Origin of the sequence: Arthrobacter sp. G.S.26, from assembly GCF_050847375.1 — a bacterium.
Classification (GTDB): domain Bacteria; phylum Actinomycetota; class Actinomycetes; order Actinomycetales; family Micrococcaceae; genus Arthrobacter.
In genome coordinates, this window is the sequence record NZ_CP193752.1 from 4,009,154 (window position 1) to 4,032,168 (window position 23,015).

A 23,015-nucleotide genomic window follows, 5' to 3' on the forward strand; every position below is an offset into this window, starting at 1 on the left:
GGACAGCACTTATGGCGCGATCTTTCCTAAAGTTTCTCCTGTGAACCCCCAACTGTTTCTTGCGTTTGTGCTGGTGGCTGCCGCCCTGGCCTGCACCCCCGGCGTGGACTGGGCCTACTCCATCACGGCCGGCCTGCGGCAGCGCAGCTTTGTCCCCGCGGTGGCCGGGCTGTGCAGCGGATATGTCCTGCACACCGTCCTGCTGGTGGCCGGCCTCGCGGTGGTGCTGACCGGCATGCCCGGTGTGCTGGCCTGGCTGACCCTGGCCGGCGCCGGCTACCTGATCTGGCTGGGTGCCGGCACCATCAGGTCCTGGCGCGGTGCGAGCTTCGCAGCGGCGGACGCCGGCGGCGGTACCAGGCTGCGGACATTCCTGCAGGGCATGGGCACCAGCGGCATCAACCCCAAGGGACTGCTCTTCTACGTGGCACTGGTGCCGCAGTTTGTCAGCGCAGACGCCGCCTTGCCCGTCCCGGTGCAGTCCGGGGTGCTGGGCATGACCTTTGTCCTCCTGGCCGGACTGGTGTACACGGCGGTGGCGCTGCTCTCGCGAACGCTGCTGCACAGCAGGCCCGGGGCCGCCAGGGTGGTGACCCTGACCAGCGGGATCATCATGCTGGTGCTGGGTTCGGTACTCGTGGCCGAACAGGTCCTGCCGCTGGCCGCAGGACTTTAGTCCCCCGTATCGCCGCCCAGCCGTTCCCATTCCTGCTTCCAGATCCGGCGGGAATCCTGGTCGCGCCGGATCCGTTCCTGCTCGTCGATGTCCCGCCGGCCTGGCGTTTCGGAGGGTTTCCGCAACCATTCCCTGGGGGACATCCCGCGGCGGCTGATTTCGATGACCAGCGCTGCGCGGTCCGCCATGGCATCGTTGCGAAGGACCATGGCCGTGCCCCGCCGCCGCAGGACTTCGGAGATGGCGTCCTGGGCCTCGTCCAGCCAGCCCTCCCGGCGCAGGGCCCGGGCCCGCACCAGCAGCAGGGCAGCAGACAGGTCGTCCTCGTTCAGCAGGCCTTCCGTCCAGGCGATGACCGCGCCGGTCCGGCCCAGCGTCAGGGCCAGGGAACTGCGGGCCAGTGCCGAGGGAAGCGACGGCGGAAGCCAGCTGACAGCATGCAGCGCATCCTCCAGGCGCCCGGTCTCCCGCAGCGCATGCGAGAGGGCCAGCAGCACCGATTCCTCGCTGAACAGGACCGGCACCTCGACTTTTTCCGCCACCTCGACGCGGGTGACCACCCGCGAAAGGTACGTAACGGCGTAGTGGTTGGCGTCGTCGTCGTTCCGAAGGTCGAATCCGCGGCGCAGCAGTTCCGAGGCGCGCCGGTAGCCGGCATTCCGGTAGGACTGGAGGCCCGCCATCAAATGGCTCAGGCCGGCCCAGCCGGGATGGTCCCGGGCCAGGGCAAGGAGCCGGTCCGGCCGCCCTGAGGCGTAGACGGCCTGGTGGAAGGTTTTAGCGGTCCGGGATTCGCGCCGGCCCAACCGCGGGATGTCCCCTTCGACGGCCAGGGGGGCGGAGTCGCGGACGCCCAGCATGCCCGAGAGCAGTCCGCCCACGCTGTCCGTCAGTCCGCGGACGGGCGTCCATAACTGGGCTGTGCCGAACGGCGTGAGGTCGCGGGTGTCCTGATAGATCGGTTTGGCATCCCCAACGGTCATGGTTCCATGCTATCCAAGGAGCTGGGTGCCCGGGGCGGGGCCCTTGGACCGTTCCATGAACCACTCGGTGAACGCCGCTGCACGGCCGGATCCGTCCATCCGTACCACCCAGAGGTTCTCGTAACTGGGACCCTCCACGTAAACGGTGACCCCTTGGACGAAGGCAGTGGCGCCGTCCGTACCCAGCAGCTCCCAGGTGAAGGACCAGGCCCCGGGCTCGTCCCTGGCGGCGAGCCACCTGTCGGTGATCTCCTGCCGCCCCCGCCACGGGTCCGGATCGTGGGGGCGCGTCTCGTAGACCGCGTCCCCGGTGAAAAGGCCGCCGATGTCTTCAGGCCGGTTGCTGGCCCACGCCGATTGGTAACGCTCCATCCACGCCGCGATGTGTCCGGCGGCCATCGTGCTTTCCGTCATCCATCCGTTCTACGCCGGGCGCCGCGGCCCGGCAAGTGCCTAGCCGTTGACTGCGGCCACCCATACGCCGATCACCCAGGTGCTGGCTGCGAGCGCGGCCAGGCCGAACTCCACCAGCATGCCCAGGCCGGTGGCTTTCAGGGCAGCCCAGCTGCCGGCCGCGGCGGTCCGGAAGTGCCGGGTCCTGAACAGTTCGCTGACCAGCAGCCCGGCGGCGAAACCAACAAACAGGCCCACCACCGGAATGACGAACATGCCCACCACCGCTGCCGCCAGGCCGGCCATGATGCTGCGGCCGGGAATGGCGTGCTGCCTGAGCTTGCGCCCGGTCAGGACGGCGCTGGCCGCCATGCCGGCCACCACAAACAGCATGCCTACCGCAAAAACCACCCACCCGGCCGTGCCGGCGCCGCCCCAGACGGCCCAGGCCAGGAGGCTGGCGCCAATAAGGATGCTGCCCGGCAGGACCGGGATGATGGTGCCTGCAACGCCTACCGCAATGGCCAGGCCGCACAGGATGGTCACGAGGGTTTCCGGGCTCATGCCCCCAGTTTATGGCCGGGAAACTAGCCCGCTTCCACCGCGGCGGCGACGGCGGCTGTCACGGCCGGGGCAACCCGGGGATCCAGCGGGCTCGGAACGATGTAGTCTGCAGCCAGGTCCGCCGCGGCCAGGTCTGCGATGGCCCGGGCCGCGGCCAGCTTCATGGCCGGCGTGATCCGGCGGGCGCCGGCATCCAGCGCACCGCGGAAGATCCCCGGGAACGCCAGGACGTTGTTGATCTGGTTGGGGAAGTCACTGCGCCCGGTGGCCACCACGGCTGCGTACTTCACGGCGACTTCGGGGAGGACTTCCGGGTCCGGGTTGGAAAGGGCAAACACGATGGAGTCCCGGTTCATCAGGGCCAGGTGGGTTTCGTCCAGCTTGGAGGAGGAAACGCCGATGAAGACATCCGCGCCGGCGAGGGCTTCGGCCGGGCCGCCTTCCACCCCGCGGGGGTTGCTGCGGCCGGCGATCTCCGCCTTCTTGCCCGCGGCTCCGGCAAGGTCCGGCCGGGCGCTGTTGATAACGCCGCGGGAGTCCAGCAGGACCACATCGGTGACGCCTGCGGAGAGCAGGATTTCGGCGACGGCGATGCCGGCCGCCCCGGCGCCGGACACCACAACGCGCAGTTGACCAAGTTCGCGGCCGGTGACTTTGGCGGCATTGGTCAGTGCGGCCAGGGCCACCACTGCTGTGCCGTGCTGGTCATCATGCATCACAGGGCAGTCCAGGGCTTCGATGAGCTTCTCCTCAAGCTCGAAGCACCGGGGCGCCGCGACGTCCTCGAGGTTCACGGCACCAAAGCTGGGGCGTAGCCGGACCAGGGTCTCCACGATCTCGTCAACATCGGTGGTGTTCAGCACCAGCGGGATGGAGTCGAGGTCGCCGAAGGTCTTGAACAGGGCGGATTTGCCCTCCATCACGGGGAGCGAGGCGCTGGGGCCGATGTTGCCCAGGCCCAGGACGGCGGTCCCGTCGCTGACCACAACCACCAGCCGCTCGGCCCAGGTGAGGGTGCGGGCCAGTTCCGGATTCCTGTGGATGGCCCGGCTGACCTCGGCCACGCCGGGGGTGTAGGCGATGGACAGGTCCCGCTTGTTGGTCAGCGGCACCGTGCTGGTGATGGAGAGCTTGCCACCCCGGTGGGCGTCGAAGATCTCGGCCTCGGTCAGGTCTGTGGCTGCGGAATTGTCGATGGCTGTGGCTGCGTCAATGGACACGTCGTTGTCTCCTGGTCTGCCGTGGGCGCACGGCATGGGGGCTCCGGCCCGGGCGGGCGGGGCGCAGGTGATGGGTGCGGCGGGCCCTGGGGTGCGGGTCCGGAAGTCTGCAGAACCCGGAACGGCAAGGGATGGATCCTCCCGGCCGCTCCGTTACTCCATGCTAGGCAACGGGAGGACGCTGAATGGTCTTCCGCGCTGCCAAACACACCTCGGGGGCCACATTTGGGACTTAAGTGACGGTTATCACGGCATTATGGATGATTTATTTCCGGATTGGTCTAGACCGGTTACGCCGTCCGAGGCAGGGTGAGGCCGGTGTCGACGGCCGGAGCCAGGCGCGCGCAGGCCTTCTTCAGGTCTTCCTCCGCCTCGAAGAGGGACAGCCGGCGGTTCCGCACGGACTGGACCAGACCGGTGATGGCGGGGAGCAGCAGCCGGGCGGTGGTGGCATCCCCGCCGGCATCAATAATGAGTTTCCCTGCGAGCGAGTCCGTGTCCTGCAGCAGGGCGGTGGTGTCCAGCTCCGGAAGGTAGACGCCACGGACCAGGCACTGCTCCACGGCGGGCTGCATCACGCGCAGGTGGAAGACTTCCATCACCGCACCGGTCAGCATCCGGCCGCCCCGGCGTGCCGATGGCTTGGGCGCGGCAGCCCGCAGCTCCCCCAGCTGGTGCCGGTAAAGGGCGAGCATCAGGTGGGTGGGGGTGGGAAAATAGCGGCACACGGTGCCCAGCGGAACGTCCGACCTTTCCGCCACCTCAGGAAGGTCCACGGCGTCCAGGCCTTTGCGCGCGGGGCCGGCAGCAGCATCGAGGATGCGCAGGTACCGCAGGCGTTGCCGCGGGGCAGAAGGCATTTCAGCCATGGGCGGATGGTCTGGAGTGGTCTCAGGCATCAATATTCCGGGGTTGTGTGTGGCGGTGCAGCAGCACGGAGCGTCCCCATCACGTGCCGCCTGCGATCCGCTTCAACTATACGGCAGGGTAACTTTCCGGGTTCAGTCCACGGTGTTGATGCGGCTCAGTCCACGTTTTTGATTTTGAGGACAAACACGGCACCCAGCAGGCCGATCACAGCCGCCGTGCTGAACAGCGTGACGTAGCCGCCGAATTGACGCACCGAAAGATAGGCAACGAGCGGCGCCACCATCTGGGGCAGCGAGTTGGCAATATTAATAACGCCCATGTCCTTGCCCCGGTCCACGGCGAATGGCAGGACCTGGGTCAACAGGGCAAAGTCCACGGCCAAATAGGCCCCGAACCCGATACCCAGGACGGCGGCACCGGCGAGCGCGCCGGGCCAGACCGGGAAAAACGCCATGATGGCGCCCGCCATCGCGATGATGATGGATGATCCGATGACGAACGGCTTCCGCCTGCCCACCCGGTCGCTCCAGGGTCCGGCGATGACTGCGGTGATCATGACCATCACCGCGTAAATGCCCGTCAGGACCAGGACGCCGGTGGCGGGATCCTGGTGGCCTATGACGTCGCGGAGGAAAAACAGGAGGTACACGATGGTCAACTGGTTGCCCACATTGACCAGGAAGCGGGTGAGCCAGGCCCAGGCAAAGTCGGGGTACACAAAAGGGCTGATATAGAAGCCCTTGATGAAGGTGCGCGGCCGGAAGGCCCGGAGCCCTGCCGCGGGCAGGGGTGGATCGTTCCGGTGGAAGATGTAGGGCAGCACCGAGAGCAGCAAGGCGGCCGCGCACAGCCAGTACCCCACCATGTAGTTTCCGGTGACCACAGCTCCGAAGACAGCGCCGGTCAGGATTCCCAGGGTCTGGCCCATGGCGGCAAGCCCGCCCACACCACCGCGCTGCTTGAGCGGCACCCTGTCCGGGACGGCGGCGGTGATGGCCGCGTACGCGGCATTGGCGCCAAGCTGGACCAGGCACCAGAAAAGCACCATCATGGCCACGGTGACGGCACCTGACATGGCCAGCAACGCCGCGGTGGCCAGGATGGCACCGGCCAGCACCCACGGGGCGCGGCGGCCAAAGCGTGACGTGGTGCGGTCCGAGAAGGCGCCGAACAGCGGGTTGGCCACCAGGGACACGGCTGCGCCGCAGCCAGTGACCAGTGAAAGGATGGCTTCCTTGCTGGGCGCGTCAATGGCGATGGCCTGCTGGCCGATGAAGATGTTGATGGGGCCAAAGAACGCGGCATTGATGCCCACATTCACCAGGACCAGGCCCGTCACCCACCGGGCAGTGACCTTCTGCGTGGGTTCCGACAGCGCTGCCGCTGCAGGAGGCAGCGCCGTAGCATCAGCCGCGGCAGGATCCGGCGGCGCGGAAGGGTCGGACGGGCTCATGATGGTGCTCTCCTGACAGGGGCGGCGGGTCGGAAAATCAGACTATCGTGGGCGGTAGCGGGCCGTTTGTCATACGGCCTGGAATTTCAGCGTCAAGCCAGGCATCGAGGAGAACACCATGAGCGAAGCAGCCACGCCAGGGGCGGGTACCGGCGTCAACACCGCGGATCTTTACGACGAGCGCGGCGACGAACTGGCGTCCGTGGCGCTGCAGTTCCAGTCCCTGGGCGGCCGCACCCACTTCAGCGGTCCCGTGCGGACTGTCCGGTGTTTCCAGGACAACGCCCTGGTCAAGTCCACCCTGGCCACCCCGGGCAACGGCGCGGTGCTGGTAGTGGACGGCGGCGGCTCGCTGGGCACGGCGCTGATGGGGGACATGATTGCCGAAAGCGCTGTTGCCAACGGTTGGGCCGGCGTCGTGATCAACGGGGCGATCCGTGACCGCGCGGCAATCTCGGAACTGGACCTGGGCGTCAAGGCACTGGGCAGCAACCCGAAAAAAAGTGCCAAGGCCGGCGCGGGTGAAGTGGATGTTGAAGTGGTCATCGACGGCGTGACGTTCCGGCCGGGTGCCACTGTATGGTGCGATCCGGACGGCATCCTCGTCGCCCCCTGACGCGGAGGTCCGGAAAGTTTTTTTCCGTCACGGGAAGAAATGCGGGAGTAAGATAGTTACTGAAAGCAACTATCAATGCTGCATCCCCCTTTTACTTCCTGGAGACCCCATGTCCAAAGCCACCACGGCGCGCCCTGCCGGCGAAGCGCTGACCCAGCGCCAGATTGTCACCGTGATGGTGGGATTGATGCTGGGCATGTTCCTGGCATCCCTGGACCAGACCATCGTGTCCACGTCCATTTACACCATCGCCAACGACCTGGACGGGCTCTCCCTCCAGGCGTGGGCCACCACCGCGTACCTGATCACCTCCACCGTCACCACCCCCCTCTACGGCAAGCTGAGCGACATTTTCGGCCGCCGGCCGCTGTACCTGGCAGCGATCGTGATCTTCCTGGTGGGCTCCCTCTACGCGGGTTCGGTGCACTCGATGACCGAACTGGCGATCGCCCGCGGCGTCCAGGGACTGGGCGCCGGCGGCCTGCTGGCACTGGCGCTGACCATCATCGGCGACATCGTTTCCCTCAAGGACCGGGCCAAGTACCAGGGCTACTTTATGTCCGTCTTCGGCATCTCCTCGGTGCTGGGTCCCGTGGTGGGTGGCGCGTTTGCCGGCTCGGCCAACATCCTGGGCTTTGACGGCTGGCGCTGGGTGTTCTTCATCAACCTGCCCATCGGCCTGGCCGCGCTCACCGTGGTGTTCCTGTTCCTCCACCTGCCCGCCAAGCACGTCAAGCAGAAGATCGACTACTGGGGCGCAGCCGCCATCACGCTGGCCATCGTCCCGCTCCTGCTGGTGGCCGAGCAGGGCCGCAGCTGGGGCTGGGCGTCCGCCAATTCGTTCCTTTGCTACGGGCTGGGGGTTGCCGGGATCGTGTGGTTCATCCTGGCCGAAAAGCGGGCCGGCGACTACGCACTGATCCCGCTGCGGCTGTTCCGGAACGCCACATTCGGCCTGTCCTCGCTGCTGAACTTCATCATCGGCATCGGCATGTTCGGCGCCATCGCCATGCTCCCCATGTACCTGCAGCTGGTCAAGGGCCTCACCCCCACCGAAGCCGGCCTGATGATGATCACGTTCACCGTGGGCATCCTCACCGGTTCCATCACCGCCGGACGGACCATCTCGGCGTCGGGCACATACCGGATCTTCCCCATCCTGGGCACGGCCATCCTCACGGCGTCCGCCCTGGTGATGGGAACGGTCCTGGGCGTGGACACCGGCCTCTGGGTGCCCGGCCTGATCGCTGTGTTCTTCGGCATGGGCCTGGGCTTCTGCATGCAGCCGCTGACTCTTGCCATGCAGGTTTCCGTCCCGGCCAGGGACATGGGCGTGGGAACGTCTTCCGCTGCGTTCTTCCGGTCCATGGGCGGCGCAGTGGGCACTGCAGTGTTCATCTCCATGCTGTTCAGCGTGGCGGCCGGCCGGATCGCGGACGGCATGAAGTCCGCCATGGGCAGCGCCGACTACCAGGCAGTCCTGAAGGACCCGGCGGTGGCCGCGGACCCCGCCAACGCCAAACTCTACGAGTTCTTCCAGAACGGCGCCTCCAACGACTCCCTGAACGACACCAGCTGGCTGCACACCGCCAACAGCGTCCTCACCCGCCCCATCACCGAAGGTTTCGCCTACGCGATCGACGCCGTGATGCTGACCGCGGCCGTCCTGACCGGCATTGCGTTCCTCATCAGCTTCGCCCTGCCCAACAAGAAACTGACGGATCCCAAGGCGGCCCGCGAATCGGCAGCAGCGCACTAGCGCAGCAGCCGGGCCGGGGCGGGGAGCAGGGTGCCCGCGGACCCCGGCAAACGGGTCCGGAGTGGAACAGGGGGCCGGGGCGTGGAACACTGTTCCCTGTGCTCCGGCCCTGACCGCCGCACCCGCAGCCGACGACGTCCGCGCCACACACCTCCATCCCAACAACCCAGGGAGCACCATGCCCACTGACCAGGAGCAGTCAAACGCCAAAATCCCGCGGCGGGTGATCTGGCTGGCGCTCGCAGGCGCAGTGGGCGGATTCCTGTTCGGCTTCGACTCGTCCGTGGTCAACGGTGCCGTGGACGCAATGAAGGATGAATTCGCGCTCTCCGAGGCCGTCACCGGGTTCGCCGTGGCCATCGCCCTCCTGGGCTGCGCCGTGGGCGCCTACCTTGCCGGTAAGGTGGCGGACCGCTACGGCCGCATCCCCGCCATGAAGCTGGGCGCACTGCTCTTCCTGGTCAGCGCCATCGGCACCGGGTTCGCCTTCAGTGTCTGGGACCTGGTCTTCTGGCGCCTGGTGGGCGGCCTGGGCATCGGCCTGGCGTCAGTGATCGCGCCGGCGTATATCTCCGAGATCTCCCCCCGCAAGGTCCGCGGCCGGCTGGCCTCGCTGCAGCAGCTGGCCATCACCACCGGCATCTTTGCCGCACTGCTTTCCGACGCACTCTTCGCCAACACCGCCGGCGGCGCCGACCAGCCCTTCTGGCTGGGAATCGAAGCCTGGCGGTGGATGTTCCTGGCCGCAGCCGTTCCGGCCGTTGTGTACGGCTGGGTGGCCTTCACGCTTCCCGAGTCACCGCGCTTCCTGGTGTTCCTGGGCAAGGAGGACGAGGCCCGCAAGGTGTTCGGCACCATTGCCCCCGCCGAGGATACCGACCGGCAGATCCGGGAAATCCGGGATGCCATCGAAGAGGACAAGCTGGCCGGCCAGAAGGGCTCGCTGCGCGGAAAGACCTTCGGCCTGCAGGCAGTGGTCTGGGTGGGTATTACCCTGTCCGTGCTGCAGCAGTTCGTGGGCATCAACGTGATCTTCTACTACTCCACCACGCTCTGGAAGGCGGTGGGCTTCCGCGAGGAGGACTCCCTCACCATCTCCGTGGCTACGGCTGTCACCAACATCCTGGTGACCCTGGTTGCCATTGCCCTGGTGGACCGGATCGGCCGCCGCCCCATTTTGCTGACCGGTTCCATCGGCATGGCGGTCTCCCTGGGCACCATGGCCCTAGCGTTCTCCTCGGCCACCGGTTCTGGTGAGGACATCACCCTGCCCGGCGCCTGGGGGCCGGTGGCACTGGTGGCCGCCAACATCTTTGTGGTCAGCTTCGGCGCCTCCTGGGGACCGCTGGTGTGGGTGCTGCTGGGCGAGATCTTCCCGTCCCGGATCCGGGCCCGCGCCTTGGGTGTGGCGGCAGCAGCGCAGTGGGTGGCAAACTTCGCCATCACCCTCAGCTTCCCGGTCATGGCAGCCGGCTCGCTGCCGCTGACCTACGCCATGTACGCACTGTTCGCGGCGGCGTCCTTCTTCTTTGTGATGTTCAAGGTCCCGGAGACCAACGGCATGTCGCTGGAGCAGGCGGAAACCCTGTTTGTGGCCAAGGGCTCCAAAAAGGGCTGATCCCCCGGCCCTCATCCTCCCGGCGTCATCCTTCCGGCGGCGTCCCCGGTTGAACCATCCCGATAGGTTTGGAGGATGACGGAATCGGGGGCGGTACTTGAGGCCGGGCAGCTGCTGGTGGGGTACGGCGGCGTGCCGGTGTGCGGCGAAGTCACCCTGGCGGTAAGGGCCGGCGAGATCCTGGGCGTGGTGGGAGTCAACGGGGCCGGCAAGTCCACCGTGGCGCAGACCCTTGCCGGGCGCCAGCCGGCGCTCTCCGGCGACGTCCGGATCCACGGCCTGCTGGTGGACCGGGACGCGGTGAACTTCCGCCGGCAGGTCGCAGCAGTGTTCGACGACGACCTCTTCTTTCCGTCCCTCAGCGTGGCCGAGCACCTGCTCCTGGTGGCCCGTGGCCATTCGCTGGCCAACGCAGAGGAATGCGTGGCCGCCGAACTGGACTTTTTTGGCCTCACTGACCGGGCCACAGCGGTTCCGGACGCCCTCTCATCAGGGCAGCGGCGGCGGCTGCTGCTGGCCGCGGGTTTTATCCGGCCGGCCTCGCTGCTGATCCTCGATGAACCGGAACAGCGGCTGGACCCCGTGATGCGTGACGCCCTGGCCGGCCGGATCCGGGAGCACGCTGCCGCCGGCGGGGCTGTCCTGCTGGTGACGCACGATCCCACGCTCCTGGTCCGGACAGCCACTTCCTGCCTGGTGATCAAGGCGGAGGTGGCCACGGTCCCGGCTGACGAAGGGGCGGCATTCATTGCAGGCCTCTAAGGCTCCCGGTCTGGTCACGCGCGGGCCGGAACGCCGGCTGGCCCGGGAAGCAGTGGCCTTCACCAGGGCGCAGTCGCGAACCTACAACCGCTCCCTGACAAGCCTGGGAGATGCCTTTGCGGACATCTACACGTCCGTCCTGGCGTTCGGCTGCGCGGCCGCGATGGCGGTCTCCTTCGTGTTTGCCCTCCGGGACGGGATCGAAGGCAACGATCCCGGGCGAAGCGGCCTGGTTACGGGAAGTCCGCTGCAGCTGCCGGCCGCCGTCCTGTGGTTCCTCATGACGTACGCGGCCCTCGCGGGCATCCTCACCGTGGCCCGCCGCCTTGGTCCGGTGGCTGTCACCGGCGCGCAGGGCGCCTGGTGGCTGCCGTTGCCTGTGGACCGGGGCCCGATGGTGCTGCCCACCTTCCGGCGCCGGATCATTTGGGTGGGGCTGGGCAGCGCCGTGGGCTACCTGCCGTTCAGCCTGTTGACTGGCCTGGACCTGACGGTTGGCGCGCATGCCGCGGCCGCGGCAACCTTCGGCGCAGCCGCCCTGACCGTCCTGGGCGCCGCCGCCATCCTGCAGCTCGGGCCGCAGGGTGCGCGTACCGGCCGCAGGGCCGGGGCTGCCGTCATTGCGCTGGTCCTTGCCCTGCTGGCCCTTCTGCCGCGGGTCGCGGGCACCGGCTGGCCGCCGGGGATGCCGGGGATGCCGGGGCTGGGAGCGGTGGCGCTGGCGGTGGCTGCCGCCGTCGTCGTTTTGACGGTTGCCCTCCGGCGCGCGGGAACCGTCGGCAGCACCGAACTGATCCGGGGCGGCGCCGTGTCCGGCCACGCCGGGGCGTCGGTGTTTTTCCTGGATGCAAACGAGCTGCTCCGCTCCCTTGCCGGCGAACCCCGGTCCGCGGCGGCCGGACGCGCCGCTGAGCTGTACCGGCGGCCCACGCGGGGTCCGTTGGCCGGACTGGTCAGGGCGGACATTGCCGCATTCCTCCGCTTGCAGCCAGGGTTTACCGCTCCCGGGCTGTGGCTGGCCGCCTGCCTGGCGCTGATGATTTCCGACGCCGGCCTTCCGGCGCCGATGCAGCTGGCCTTTGTGGCTGTGGCCGGGTGCGCCGTGGCCAGCGGAATGGGGACGGTGGCCCGTCGGACGGCCCTGCTGCCCGAACTGGACGCCCTCCTGCCGCTGTCCCCTGCCCAGGTCCGCGCCAGCAGGATGCTGATGCCGGCCGCCGCCCTTGCCCTGTGGATGACGGTGCTGACGGGAACGCTGGTGCTGCTGGGGGCCGGCGGGCCGTTGCTGGTGCTGATGGGCGCGCTGGCCGGCCTGGGAATGGGCGCCGGGACGGTCCGGGGCGCCACCCGGCCCGCGGCCGACTGGACCCTGCCGCCGGTGGATACGCCGATGGGCCCGGTTCCCCGGACCCAACTGGCTTCCTTGCTGCGCGGACTGGATGCCACCATCCTGTGCCTGCTGCCCACGGGCCTGGCCCTGTACCTGGGCCAGGCCTTCCCGGCACTGCTGGCGGCCCAGGCGGTGGTGAGCGGGGCGGCGGTGCTGCTCGTCCTGCTGTCCGGTCCCGCGCGGCCCGGCGCCGGGCGGTAGCTCAGACCAGGTGCGGTTCGTGCGCCGTCAGGTACTTGCGGCCGCTGTACGCCACCAGGATGGCCACGGCCATGGCCACGGCTCCGGCGAAGAACGGCACCTGCGGGCCGAAATGCTCACCCAGCTGGGCCGCCAGGAAGGGTGCCAGGGCGCCGCCCATCCAGCGGACGAAGTTGTAGCCGGCGGACGCGACGGGCCGGGGTGAGTCGGAGACGCCCATGGCCAGTTCCGTGTACACGGTGTTGTTGACGCCCAGCAGCGCGCCGGCCACGATGACCAGGACCACTACTGCGGGCACCGAGTTTCCGGCGGCCAGGCCGATGCCCACCAGGTCCAGCAGCAGCAGCGTGAGGGTGCCGGTGAGGACCTTGACGGCGCCGAACCTGTTCTGCAGGACGGGGGCCACAAACACGCTGAACACTGCAACTGCCACGCCCCAGCCAAAGAACACGCCACCGATGCCGTAGGCGTCCATGCCCAGGATGAAGGGGGTGAAGGCCAGGATGGTGAAGAAGCCGTAGTTGTAGAAGAGGCCGCTGGCGGCGGTGGTGCGCAGGCCCTTGTGGCCCAGGGCCAGGAGCGGGTCGCGGAGCCGGACCTTGGCCTGGGGCTTGGGGGTTTTGGGCAGCAGCGCCAGGAGGGCGATGAAGGCGATGGCCATCAGCACACCGGTGCCGAAGAACGGAGCCCGCCACTGCCAGCCGCCCAGCAGGGCACCCAGGAGGGGGCCGAGCGAGATGCCCAGGCCGAGGGCTGCCTCATAGAGGATGATGGCTGTTCCGGCGCCGCCGCTGGCCACGCCGACGATGACCGCCAGCGCGGTGGCTACAAAGAGGGCGTTGCCCAGGCCCCAGCCGGCGCGGAAGCCGACCAGTTCGTTGACGCTGGTGGCGGTGCCGCTGAGCGAGGCAAACACCACGATGATGCCCAGGCCGATCAGGAGGGTCCGCTTGCCGCCGATCCGTGACGACACCCAGCCGGTCACCAGCATGGCGATGGCGGTGACCAGGAAGTAGCTGGTGAACAGCAGTGATACTTCACTGGGGCTGGCGTCCAGGTTCTTGGCGATGGCGGGGAGGATGGGGTCAACCAACCCGATGCCCATAAACGCAAACACCGCGGCGATTGCAGTGGCCCACACAGCCTTGGGCTGTTTGAGGAACGATGCCTTTTCGGCCTTGAGGGTGTCTTCTGCGTCCGGCAGTGCTGCTGCCGGCTGTGCTCCTGCGAGCGTGCCCTTCATGGGAAAAATCTCCTGATTCACGGGTTTGCGTCGACTTTTGGGGTCGACGGCGGTGTGCGCGCCGGACGTGCGGGCGGCGCGTGGTGGCCGGGCATCCCGGCGGGGTGGTCAGCCTGCGGCGTTGATCTTCGCGATGACGGGCAGCGCCGCCGCCAGGGCGGCCCGGTCGTTGTCATCGAGGGATTCGAGGATGGCGGCCACGGCCGCGTTGCGTTTGCGGTTGGCGGCGTCGACGGCGCTGCGCCCCGCCGGCGTGATGTCCACCAGGACGGCGCGGGAGTCGTGCGGATCCGGGCCCCGGCTGGCCAGGCCGGCTTTCTCGAGCTTGATGATCTGTTCCGTGGCGCTGGGAACCTTGACGCCGAGGTTGCGGGCAATGTCCCCCACCCGGACGCCGCCGTCGAACAGCATCTTGAGTGTGCTGATCTGGACCGAGCTGAGCTCCCCTTCGGAATCGAGCCGCCGGGCCAGGTAGACGCTCAGGCGCAGGTTTTCGCGGAAATCCTGGGCCAGGGCCAGCAACTGGGGGTCGGTGATCAGAGGGATACTCATACTTAGGTATCCTAATAGTTAGGGTGCCTAATGGTCAAGTGGCCTTGCATCAGAAGACCAGCTTCATGCCCAGGTGGCTGCCCGTGAACCCCAGCCGGGAGTAGAAGCGCTGCGCGTCGGTCCGGGACTTGTCGGTGGTCAGCTGCACCATGGTGCAGCCCCGGCGCCGGGACTCCGCAATGGCCCACCGGATCATGATCCCGCCCAGGCCGTGGCTCCGCAGCTCCGCCGCCACGCGGACAGCTTCGATCTGCGCGCGCCACGACCCCTGCCGGGAAAGGCCGGGGAGCATGCTCAGCTGGCAGGTTGCAGCCATGGTGTCGCTGCCGTCCTGGCCAAGGAACCGGCCCACCACCAGTTGGTGGGCGGGGTCGGCGTCGATCGCGGTGAACGCTGCCAGGTACGGTGCGAGGTCTGCCTGGTCCTCGCGGCCGGCGCCCAGCCGGTCATCGGCGAGGAGCCGCAGGATGTCCGGAAGGTCCGCGCTGGTGGCCTCACGCAGGAGGAACGTGCCGCCGGCAACATCGGTGGACAGGAGCGCTGCGGGGGGCGTCGTCATGCGCCCCACGCTACCCGTGCGCCCCGGCGTCGGGCGAGTTCAGGAGAAGTAGACCCCGATCCGGTTCCCGTCGATTTCCTCGATCCGGATGTCGATGTCGTAGACGTCGCGCAGCATGGCCTGCTGCATGATCTGCCGGGGGCTGCCCTGGTGGACCAGCCGGCCGTCCTTCATGGCCAGGATGGTGTCCGAGTAGCAGGACGCGAAGTTGATGTCGTGGACCACCAGCACCACCGTTTTGCCGAGGTCGTCGGCCAGGCGGCGGAGCAGCCGCATCATCTCCACGGAGTGCTTCATGTCCAGGTTGTTGAGCGGCTCGTCCAGCAGGAGGTAGGAGGTGTCCTGGGCCAGCACCATGGCGATAAAGGCGCGTTGGCGCTGGCCGCCGGAGAGCTCATCAACGAACTTGTCCGCCATGGGCGTCAGGTCGAGGTGGCCAATGGCTTCCTCGATCTTGGCCTTGTCCGCCACCGTGGGGCGGCCGCCGGAGTGCGGGAACCGGCCAAAAGCCACCAGGTCGCGCACGGTGAGCCGCATGGTGAGGTGGTTTTCCTGCCGCAGGATGGCCATGGTCCGTGCCAGCTCGCGGCTGTCGGTGCCGGCGACGTCCAGCCCCGCCACCGAGACGGCGCCGGATTCCAGCGGCTGCAGCCTGCTGATCAGGGCCAGCAGGGTGGATTTCCCGGCGCCGTTGGGCCCGATGATGGAGGTGATGCCGCCCTGGGGGATGGTGCAGGTGACGTCGTCCAGGACGGCCACGCCGCCGTAGCTCTTGGAGACGTTGCGGACTTCGATCATGGCCGGGCCCCGAAGCCGGAGCGGGGGGTGGGGCGGATCATTTGAGCGAGCCTTTCAGGAGCAGGTAGAGGAACAGGATGCCGCCGGTGAATTCGATGACAACGCTCAGGGCGGTGCCGAAGCCGAAGACCTTTTCCAGGACCAGCTGGCCGCCCACCAGGGCCACGGCGCCGATCAGCACGACGATGGGCAGCAGCCAGGCGTGGCTGAACCCGCGGCACAGCTGGTAGCCCAGGCTGACCACCAGCAGGCCGAAGAAGGTCACGGGTCCTACCAGCGCCGTGGAGACGGCCACCAGCAGCGAGCAGCCCAGCAGTACCAGCATGACCACCCGCCGGTGGTCCACCCCCACGTTGATGGCCACTTCGCGGCCCAGCGCCAGGACATCCAGGGTGTGCCGGGAACGCCACACGGCGGCGCAGACGGCCAGGATGATCAGCGCGGAGACTCCCAGCAGGGCGGGGTCCACGTTGTTGAAGGAGGCGAAAAAGAGGTCCTGCAGGATGATGAATTCGCTGGGTTCCATCAGCCGCTGCAGCAGGGAGGAGAAGCCCCGGAACAGGCTGCCCAGGATCACGCCCACCAGCAGGAGCAGGTGCAGGGACCGGGCGGCGCCGGTGAACATCCAGCGGTACAGCAGCGCACTGAAGGCCACCATCAGCAGCACCTCGAGGCCGAACTGCAGGGTGGGCGGTGCGGCCACGACGGTGGCGGCGCCCAGCGTGAACGTCAGGGCCGTCTGGATCAGGATGTACAGTGAGTCGAAGCCCATAATGGAGGGCGTCAGGATGCGGTTGGCGGTGACGGTCTGGAACAGCAGGGTGGACACGCCCACAGCCACCGCTACCAGCAGCATGGCGGCCACCTTGATGGCGCGGCGGGGCAGGATGTAGCCCACGTTCCCCTTGAGGTCGAAGAACAGGAACAAGCAGACGACGGCGGCCGCCAGGACCAGCAGCACGGCCGCCACCAAGTGCGGCGGGGCGTTGCGGATGGCGGCTTTGAGGCGGCGGCCGGCTCCGGTCCGGGCCGGACCATGCGGCGCCCGGGGGCCAGCGGGCACACCGGGGCGGGCAGGGGCGGGGGCTGTTTCAGGCATTGCGCTTCTTCAGGATCAGGATGAGGAACACGATGGCGCCCACCACGGACATCACCATGCCCACCGGGACCTCGTAGGGGTAGCGGATGGTGCGGCCGATGATGTCGCAGGCCAGCACAAAGGTGGCCCCCATCAGGGCGGTCCAGGGGACGGACCGGCGGAGGTTGTCACCGAAAACCAGGGAGACGATGTTGGGCACCACCAGCCCCAGGAACGGGACCGCGCCCACGGTGGTGACCACCACGGCGGAGATCAGCGAGACAATCACCAGTCCCAGCCGCATGGTGCGGGCGTAGTTGAGGCCCAGGTTGGTGGTGAAGTCCTGTCCCATGCCGGCTACGGTGAAACGGTCCGCCGCCAGGAGGCCCACCAGCATCAGGACCGCCACGATCCAGAGCAGTTCGTAGCGGCCCCGCAGCACGCCGGAGAAGTCGCCGATCATCCAGTTGCTGAGCGTCTGCAGGAGGTCGAAGCGGTAGGCGAAGAAGGTGGTGACGGCGGCGATGACGCCGCCCAGCATGATGCCCACCAGTGGAATGAGGAGCGTGTTGCGGACGGGCAGGCGGCGGAGGATGGCCAGGAAAAGCGCCGTTCCCAGCAGGGCGAACCCGCTGGCAACCAGCATTTTGACCAGCATGGGCGCGGCGGGGGCGAAGACGGTGACCACCAGGATGCCAAGGGTGGCGGCTTCAACGGTGCCCACGGTGGAGGGTTCCACAAACCGGTTCCGGGCCATGAGCTGCATGATGAGCCCCGCCACGGCCACGGCCATCCCGGCGAGGACCACGGCCAGGGTCCGCGGCACCCGGGAAATCCAGAAGACCTCGGCCGTTGCCTGGTCACCGGACAGCAGGGCGGGGAGGGAGACGTCGCTGACGCCGATGAACATGCTGGCCGCAGCCAGGGCCAGCACGCCGGCAACGGCCGCAGCCAGGCCCGCCGTCCTGCGGGCCTGGCTGGGGGGTGCCGGCGCGGCCGGGCGCACGGCGGTGACGGTCATGGCTGCGGCAACCCGGGCTGGGCTCAGGCTACGGAGCCGGCCACGGCATCAACCATGGCCTTGACGTTGTTCAGGCCGTAGCCCACGATGTACCAGCCGGCGGGGTCCAGGTTGACGATCCTGCCGTTTTTGGCGGCGTTGGTGGACTTGACCAGCTCGTTGTCCAGGATGGGGTTGGCGGTGGAACCTTCGGTGCCGATCGCGGTGTCGCGGTTGATGACGTAGAGGATGTCCGGGTTGGTCGCCTTGATGTACTCGAAGGAGACGGCTTCGCCGTGGCTGCCCTCGCTCTTGACCTCCGCGGCGGTGGGCACGCCCAGGACGTCGTGGATGATGCCGAAGCGCGAGCCTGCGCCGTAGGCCGTGACTTCGCCGCCGGAGGTCAGCACGATCAGGCCCTTGCCGGCGCCGGCGGCCTTGGCCTTGGTTTCAGTCACGGTGGCGTCCACGGCCGCGAGCTGCTCTTCAACTGCTGCCGACTTGTCGAAGATGGCCCCCAGCTTTTCGCTCTGGGACTTGAAGCTGGCCATCGGGTCTTTGGCGTCGATGGACAGGTCGATCGTGGGGGCGATCTTGCTCAGCTCGGCGTACGCGCCGGCGGTGCGGCCGGTGATGATGATGAGGTCCGGGTCGCCGGCGCTGACGGCTTCAAAATCGGGTTCCTTCAGGGAGCCGATCTTGGTGTACTTGGCGTCGGCGTACTTTTCCAGGGATGCGGGGTAGCTGGCCTCGGGGACACCGGCCGGGTCCACGCCGAGGGCATCCATGGTGTCGAGGATGCCAAGGTCAAACGTGAAGACCTTCTCCGGGTTGACCGGAACTCCTGCGGTGCTGCCCTGGGCGTGCTCCACGGTGATCGTCCTGGCTTCCCCTTCAACGGACGTTGCTGTTGCGCTCCCGCCGCATGCGGTCACGGCCAGGAGGGCCGCCCCCGTCGCAAGCGCCCCCAGGTAGCTCGACAGTCTCTTCTTCACGTCATTCTCCAGTTTCCGGTAATACGTCACAACTCTGTTGCCTAATACCGGGAAGCCTATAAGTAAGGAAAGGCTAACTTCAAAACGGAAAACGTCATGCGGTGCATATTGTGCGGCGGATCACACACAACGACGCCGGCACCCAGGTGGGTGCCGGCGTCGCGGGCAGTGGTCAAGCACCCGGCGGGCCGGGCTGCGGCTCAGGCGGGAGTACCGGCCACCTCGGCCTGGCGCTCTTCCACCAGGGTTGCCACCGCCTGGAACAGTGGGTGGCCCGGCTCCAGCCCGGTGATCCTGGCCGTGGCATCCGCGGCGCTGGCGGACGCCAGGATCTGCGCCAGTTCAGTGGCTTCGGCATCGGCGGGGTCGTTGAAGCGCAGGGCCGCCGCCATGGCCCCCAGGAGCGCCTCCGGGACGATGCCCTGTTCCGCCAGCTGCGCGGCGGGACCCACAAACCGTTCGTTCCGGCTGAGTTTGCGCAGGGGCGCCCGGCCCACCCGGTTCACGGTGTCCGGGAGGTGCGGGTTGGAGAACCGGACCAGGATCTTCTGGACGTAGGCTTCCTGCTCATCGGCGTTGAAGCCGTGCTTGGAGACCAGCAGCTGCTTGGTCTCCGCCAGCACGGCGCGTACGTCCTCGGCCACGTCCTGGTCCGCCATGGCGTCCGAGATCTTCTCCAGCCCGGCCTCAAACCCGAAATAGGCGGCCGAGGCGTGCCCCGTGTTGACGGTGAAGAGCTTCCGTTCAATGTACGGCGCGAGGTCGTCCACAAATGTGGCGCCGGGGATTTCCGGGGCGTTCCCGGCGAACGGTGTCCGGTCGATGACCCACTCGTAAAACGTCTCCACCGTGACGTCCAGGCCCTGGCCGGGTTCCTGGTTGGGGACGATCCGGTCCACGGCGGTGTTGGCGAACACCGCGCGGCCGGCCAGCGCACCCTGGCCGGCTTCCGGACTGGCACCCACTTCGGCGGCCAGGATGTCCGTGGCGTTGATGGCGTTTTCGCAGGCCATCACCTGCAGTGGCGCGAGGTCCGCGGACCTCGCCGCGAGGCCCTTGGCGATCACGGGTGCCACGAACTTCAAGATGTGGGGTCCGACGGCGGTGGTCACCACGTCTGCCGTGGCGATCTCCGCGACCAGGTCGGCTTCCTGGCTGCCGGAGTTCAGCGCCCGGAAGTTGTCCACGGAATGCACCGTGGGCTCCTCCCCCACCGCGTGGACCCGGTAGCTGGAAGCCGCTGACAGCTGGTCGATCAAACCTTCCGCAACGTCTGCAAACACCACCTCGTAGCCGGCCTCGTGGAGCAGCAGCCCCACGAAGCCGCGGCCGATGTTGCCGGCGCCGAAATGTACTGACTTCACTATGAGTTGACCTTTCCGAAGAGCTCCAGGACTTCCTCCACGGTGGTGGCTTCCTCGAGGCGGGCCACCTGGGCCTTGTCCGTGAAGACCTTGGCGATGGAGGACAGGATGTGCAGGTGTTCGTTGTTGACGCCGGCCACGCCCACCACAAACTTGACCTGCTTGCCGTTCCAGTCGATGCCCTGCGGGTAGCGAATCACCGAGACGGCGGACTTGATGATGTGGTCCTTGGCGGCGTTGGTGCCGTGCGGGATGGCCAGGAAGCTGCCCATGTAGGTGGACACCGATTCCTCGCGTTCGTGCATGGCGTCAACGTAGCCCTGGTCCACGGCGCCGCGGGCCAGGAGCAGCCGGCCGGCTTCGTCGATGGCCGCGTCACGGGTGGTGGCCGATCCGGTCAGCACCACGCTTTCGCGGGCCAGGATGTCTGCGCCGGGGGCGGTTGCGGCGGGTTCCGCCGCAGCCGCCGGGGCGGGCGCTGCGGCCTCGGAGGCGTGTGCTGCCGTGCCGGCGTCGGAGTTGCTTTGCCGGACCAGCTCAACGATCTCGTCGTACTTGGGGCTGTTCATGAAGTTGTCCACCGAGTAATGGGTGGCGCTGGCGGTGGCCGGCATGGCCCGTTCGGTCAGGTCCTGGTGCGTCACCACGATGTCGTAGGTGTCGCTCAGGTTGGCGATGGCCGAATTGGTGACCTTGACGTCAGGGAAGCCTGCCGCCTTGATCTTGTTCCGAAGCACCGAGGCGCCCATGGCGCTGGAGCCCATACCGGCGTCGCACGCGAAAACCACGGAGCGGACCGGACCGGCGAGCACTGCAACGTTGCCGGAACCGCCGCCCAGGTGACTGGAGACAGAGCTCTTTTTGCCCTTCATGCCCTCCATCCTGGAGGTGGCGGCGCTGAGGTCGCCCTCGCCCTTGTCCTTGGACGCCCGGAGGATGACCGCTGCCACCAGGAAGGATGCCGCGGTGGCCAGCACAACAGCGAGGGTGACGCCAATGTAGCTGTCACTGGCGGCCTGCGCGTAGACGGCGATGATGGAGCCCGGGGCCACCGGGGCCCGGAAACCAGCGCCGGTCAGGGACAGGGTGGCGATGCCGGTCATGCCGCCGGCGATGGCGGCGAGGATCAGGGCCGGCTTCATCAGGACGTACGGGAAGTAGATCTCGTGGATGCCGCCGAAGAAGTGGATGATTGCTGCGCCGGGGGCGGAGGCCTTGGCGGCGCCACGGCCGAACAGCATAAAGGCCAGCAGGATGCCCAGGCCCGGGCCGGGGTTGGCTTCGAGGAGGAACAGGATCGATTTGCCGTCCACCTGCGCCTGTTGGATGCCCAGGGGTGTCAGTACGCCATGGTTGATGGCGTTGTTCAGGAAGAGGACCTTGGCAGGTTCAATGAAGATGCTCGTCAGCGGCAGCAGGCCGTTGTTCACCAGGAACTCCACCACCTTGCCGGCCGCGTCCGTGAAGGCCGCAACCAGGGGGGAGATGGCGAAGAACCCGATCAGGGCCAGGATGGCGCCCCAGATGCCGGCGGAGAAGTTGTTGACCAGCATCTCGAAGCCGGGCCGGATCTTGCCGTCCCACAACGCATCGAGCTTTTTCATGGTCCAGCCGCCCAGGGGCCCCATGATCATGGCGCCGATGAACATGGGGATGCCGGCGCCCACAATGACGCCCATGGTGCCGATGGCCCCCACCACGCCGCCGCGGACATCGTGGACCATGCGGCCGCCGGTGTAGCCGATCAGGAGGGGCAGCAGGTAGGTGATCATGGGCCCGACGATGCCCACGTTGGGATCGCCGTCGGCGTTGGTTCCGAAACCGCCCAGTTCGGGGATCGGGATGTAGCCCTTTTCAATGAACAGGGCCGTGATGAGGCCCCAGGCGATGAACGCGCCGATGTTGGGCATGATCATGCCGGACAGGAAGGTCCCGAACTTTTGGACGTGGACCCGCGCGCTGGTGCGTGGTTTTGCAACTGTCTCTGTTGCCATGTGATTTCCTAACCGTCATTCCTGCTGCTCCGCAGGATGGTCCGATGATTTCCGACGACGTGCTGCTGATGGAACGGGTGCGCCTGCCGTGCCGCGGCTAGGCCGGGCTGGCTGAGATGCGGTGAAGCCATTCGAGGAACAGCTTGAGTTCCGAGCTGGAAAGCTGGTCCGAGTGCGAGGCCTGAAGCGCGGCATTCAGGGCTATCGCTGCCACCACCACCGAGGATCTCCCGGAATCCCCCGCTGCCGAGCCGCTGGCAGGCTCGGCGGACACCGCAAAGATCATGGCATCCCGGGTCATGGTGGACAGTTCGAGGTTGCGTTCGGTGGCGGGCTCCGCAATCAGCATGAGCGTCACACCCACGTTGGCCGCCAGGATGGACCTGGCCGCCTCCCGGGGCTGGACGTTCAGCTGGCCCGCCGCCGCTGCCTTGTTCAGCATCTCCTCCATCAGCGCCTCGGCATCGGCGACGATGGCGGGGCGGTTTTCCGGGCGGATGTTGCCGAACATCACCAGGTACAGTTCCGGCTGGTTAAGGCCAAACTGGACATGGTTGTCCCACATTCTCCGGATGTCCTCAAGAGGCTTTCCGGAGGGGGCAAAATCCCTTTCACCCGCGACGTACTCTTCAAACCCTGCGGCGACAACGGCGTCGAACAGACCTTCCTTGTCACCGAAGTGGTGGTAAAGCGTGGGCGCCGTGACCCCTGCCAGCTGCGTAATCTGGCGGGTGGAAACGGGCGCGCCGGCAGACTTGGCCAACAGCTCCGCGGCAGCACGGAGCAGCCGCATTTTCGGGGGAAGCTGGCCATCCAAACTCATAACCGCTACCCTAGCACCTATAGCATCGCTATATGAACTGAATCACATACAATTTTTTCAGGCACGTTTTCCACCTCCGGACGTAGCAGTCCGCCGGCGGCACC

Annotated in this window: 22 protein-coding genes; 6 read left to right on the forward strand and 16 right to left on the reverse strand. The window is 67.4% G+C overall.

The window, feature by feature from the left end:
- Positions 1-40: 40 nt before the first annotated feature.
- A complete protein-coding gene (locus tag ACRB8A_RS18370) occupies positions 41-676 on the forward strand; it encodes a LysE family translocator (protein ID WP_050683582.1) in 636 nt (211 codons plus the stop codon).
- Here ACRB8A_RS18370 and ACRB8A_RS18375 read toward each other — a convergent pair.
- The 6 genes from ACRB8A_RS18375 to ACRB8A_RS18400 form a co-directional block, all read right to left on the reverse strand.
- Positions 673-1,659, reverse strand: coding sequence for a hypothetical protein (locus tag ACRB8A_RS18375; protein WP_285241353.1), 987 nt, complete (start codon positions 1,657-1,659; stop codon positions 673-675). The genes ACRB8A_RS18370 and ACRB8A_RS18375 overlap by 4 nt on opposite strands.
- 9 nt (positions 1,660-1,668) lie before the next feature.
- Positions 1,669-2,073 (reverse strand): nuclear transport factor 2 family protein, encoded by a 405-nt coding sequence (locus ACRB8A_RS18380; protein ID WP_285241352.1) that lies wholly within the window; start codon positions 2,071-2,073, stop codon positions 1,669-1,671.
- A 39-nt stretch (positions 2,074-2,112) separates the two neighbouring features.
- Positions 2,113-2,616 carry a DUF456 domain-containing protein gene (locus tag ACRB8A_RS18385; RefSeq protein WP_285241351.1) on the reverse strand — a complete coding sequence of 168 codons (504 nt, stop codon included), beginning with the start codon at positions 2,614-2,616 and terminating at the stop codon, positions 2,113-2,115.
- Between the two features lie 23 nt (positions 2,617-2,639).
- On the reverse strand, positions 2,640-3,836 hold the full coding sequence (locus tag ACRB8A_RS18390) for an NAD(P)-dependent malic enzyme (RefSeq protein ID WP_050683586.1): 1,197 nt from the start codon (positions 3,834-3,836) through the stop codon (positions 2,640-2,642).
- Between the two features lie 290 nt (positions 3,837-4,126).
- A complete protein-coding gene (locus ACRB8A_RS18395; protein ID WP_050683587.1) occupies positions 4,127-4,735 on the reverse strand; it encodes a TetR/AcrR family transcriptional regulator in 609 nt (202 codons plus the stop codon).
- Positions 4,736-4,860: 125 nt separating this feature from the next.
- Entirely contained in the window at positions 4,861-6,159 is a 1,299-nt protein-coding gene (locus ACRB8A_RS18400) for an MFS transporter (RefSeq protein WP_056599160.1), read from the reverse strand.
- Between the two features lie 118 nt (positions 6,160-6,277).
- On the opposite strand from ACRB8A_RS18400, the gene rraA reads away from it, so the two are divergent.
- From rraA to ACRB8A_RS18425, 5 genes are all read left to right on the forward strand, one after another.
- Positions 6,278-6,775: a ribonuclease E activity regulator RraA gene (gene rraA / locus ACRB8A_RS18405; protein ID WP_050683589.1), complete on the forward strand. Its 498-nt coding sequence runs from the start codon at positions 6,278-6,280 to the stop codon at positions 6,773-6,775.
- A gap of 109 nt (positions 6,776-6,884) precedes the next feature.
- A complete protein-coding gene (locus ACRB8A_RS18410) occupies positions 6,885-8,534 on the forward strand; it encodes an MDR family MFS transporter (RefSeq protein WP_050683590.1) in 1,650 nt (549 codons plus the stop codon).
- A gap of 178 nt (positions 8,535-8,712) precedes the next feature.
- Positions 8,713-10,152 carry a sugar porter family MFS transporter gene (locus tag ACRB8A_RS18415; RefSeq protein ID WP_050683631.1) on the forward strand — a complete coding sequence of 480 codons (1,440 nt, stop codon included), beginning with the start codon at positions 8,713-8,715 and terminating at the stop codon, positions 10,150-10,152.
- 75 nt (positions 10,153-10,227) lie between these two features.
- The gene (locus ACRB8A_RS18420; RefSeq protein ID WP_056599166.1) at positions 10,228-10,914 is read left to right on the forward strand and encodes an ABC transporter ATP-binding protein; all 687 of its coding nucleotides are present in this window, start codon (positions 10,228-10,230) and stop codon (positions 10,912-10,914) included.
- The gene (locus ACRB8A_RS18425) at positions 10,901-12,505 is read left to right on the forward strand and encodes a DUF6297 family protein (protein ID WP_432245281.1); all 1,605 of its coding nucleotides are present in this window, start codon (positions 10,901-10,903) and stop codon (positions 12,503-12,505) included. Before ACRB8A_RS18420 ends, ACRB8A_RS18425 begins: the two co-directional genes overlap by 14 nt.
- A gap of 1 nt (position 12,506) precedes the next feature.
- Here ACRB8A_RS18425 and ACRB8A_RS18430 read toward each other — a convergent pair whose 3' ends face one another.
- The 10 genes from ACRB8A_RS18430 to ACRB8A_RS18475 form a co-directional block, all read right to left on the reverse strand.
- A complete protein-coding gene (locus tag ACRB8A_RS18430; RefSeq protein WP_050683592.1) occupies positions 12,507-13,748 on the reverse strand; it encodes an MFS transporter in 1,242 nt (413 codons plus the stop codon).
- A gap of 108 nt (positions 13,749-13,856) precedes the next feature.
- On the reverse strand, positions 13,857-14,300 hold the full coding sequence (locus ACRB8A_RS18435) for a MarR family winged helix-turn-helix transcriptional regulator (RefSeq protein WP_200933647.1): 444 nt from the start codon (positions 14,298-14,300) through the stop codon (positions 13,857-13,859).
- 49 nt (positions 14,301-14,349) lie between these two features.
- The gene (locus tag ACRB8A_RS18440) at positions 14,350-14,859 is read right to left on the reverse strand and encodes a GNAT family N-acetyltransferase (protein ID WP_056599173.1); all 510 of its coding nucleotides are present in this window, start codon (positions 14,857-14,859) and stop codon (positions 14,350-14,352) included.
- A gap of 39 nt (positions 14,860-14,898) precedes the next feature.
- Positions 14,899-15,657 carry an iron ABC transporter ATP-binding protein gene (locus ACRB8A_RS18445; RefSeq protein ID WP_050683595.1) on the reverse strand — a complete coding sequence of 253 codons (759 nt, stop codon included), beginning with the start codon at positions 15,655-15,657 and terminating at the stop codon, positions 14,899-14,901.
- Positions 15,658-15,694: 37 nt separating this feature from the next.
- Entirely contained in the window at positions 15,695-16,756 is a 1,062-nt protein-coding gene (locus ACRB8A_RS18450; RefSeq protein WP_432245282.1) for an iron chelate uptake ABC transporter family permease subunit, read from the reverse strand.
- A complete protein-coding gene (locus ACRB8A_RS18455; protein ID WP_432245283.1) occupies positions 16,749-17,756 on the reverse strand; it encodes an ABC transporter permease in 1,008 nt (335 codons plus the stop codon). Before ACRB8A_RS18455 ends, ACRB8A_RS18450 begins: the two co-directional genes overlap by 8 nt.
- 23 nt (positions 17,757-17,779) lie before the next feature.
- Positions 17,780-18,730 carry a siderophore ABC transporter substrate-binding protein gene (locus tag ACRB8A_RS18460; RefSeq protein ID WP_432245284.1) on the reverse strand — a complete coding sequence of 317 codons (951 nt, stop codon included), beginning with the start codon at positions 18,728-18,730 and terminating at the stop codon, positions 17,780-17,782.
- Positions 18,731-18,930: 200 nt separating this feature from the next.
- The gene (locus ACRB8A_RS18465) at positions 18,931-20,094 is read right to left on the reverse strand and encodes a mannitol-1-phosphate 5-dehydrogenase (RefSeq protein ID WP_050683597.1); all 1,164 of its coding nucleotides are present in this window, start codon (positions 20,092-20,094) and stop codon (positions 18,931-18,933) included.
- On the reverse strand, positions 20,094-22,088 hold the full coding sequence (locus ACRB8A_RS18470) for a PTS mannitol transporter subunit IICBA (RefSeq protein WP_050683598.1): 1,995 nt from the start codon (positions 22,086-22,088) through the stop codon (positions 20,094-20,096). The genes ACRB8A_RS18465 and ACRB8A_RS18470 overlap by 1 nt, the downstream gene beginning before the upstream one ends.
- Before the next feature lie 97 nt (positions 22,089-22,185).
- Positions 22,186-22,911 carry a TetR/AcrR family transcriptional regulator gene (locus ACRB8A_RS18475; RefSeq protein ID WP_050683599.1) on the reverse strand — a complete coding sequence of 242 codons (726 nt, stop codon included), beginning with the start codon at positions 22,909-22,911 and terminating at the stop codon, positions 22,186-22,188.
- Between the last annotated feature and the right edge of the window lie 104 nt (positions 22,912-23,015).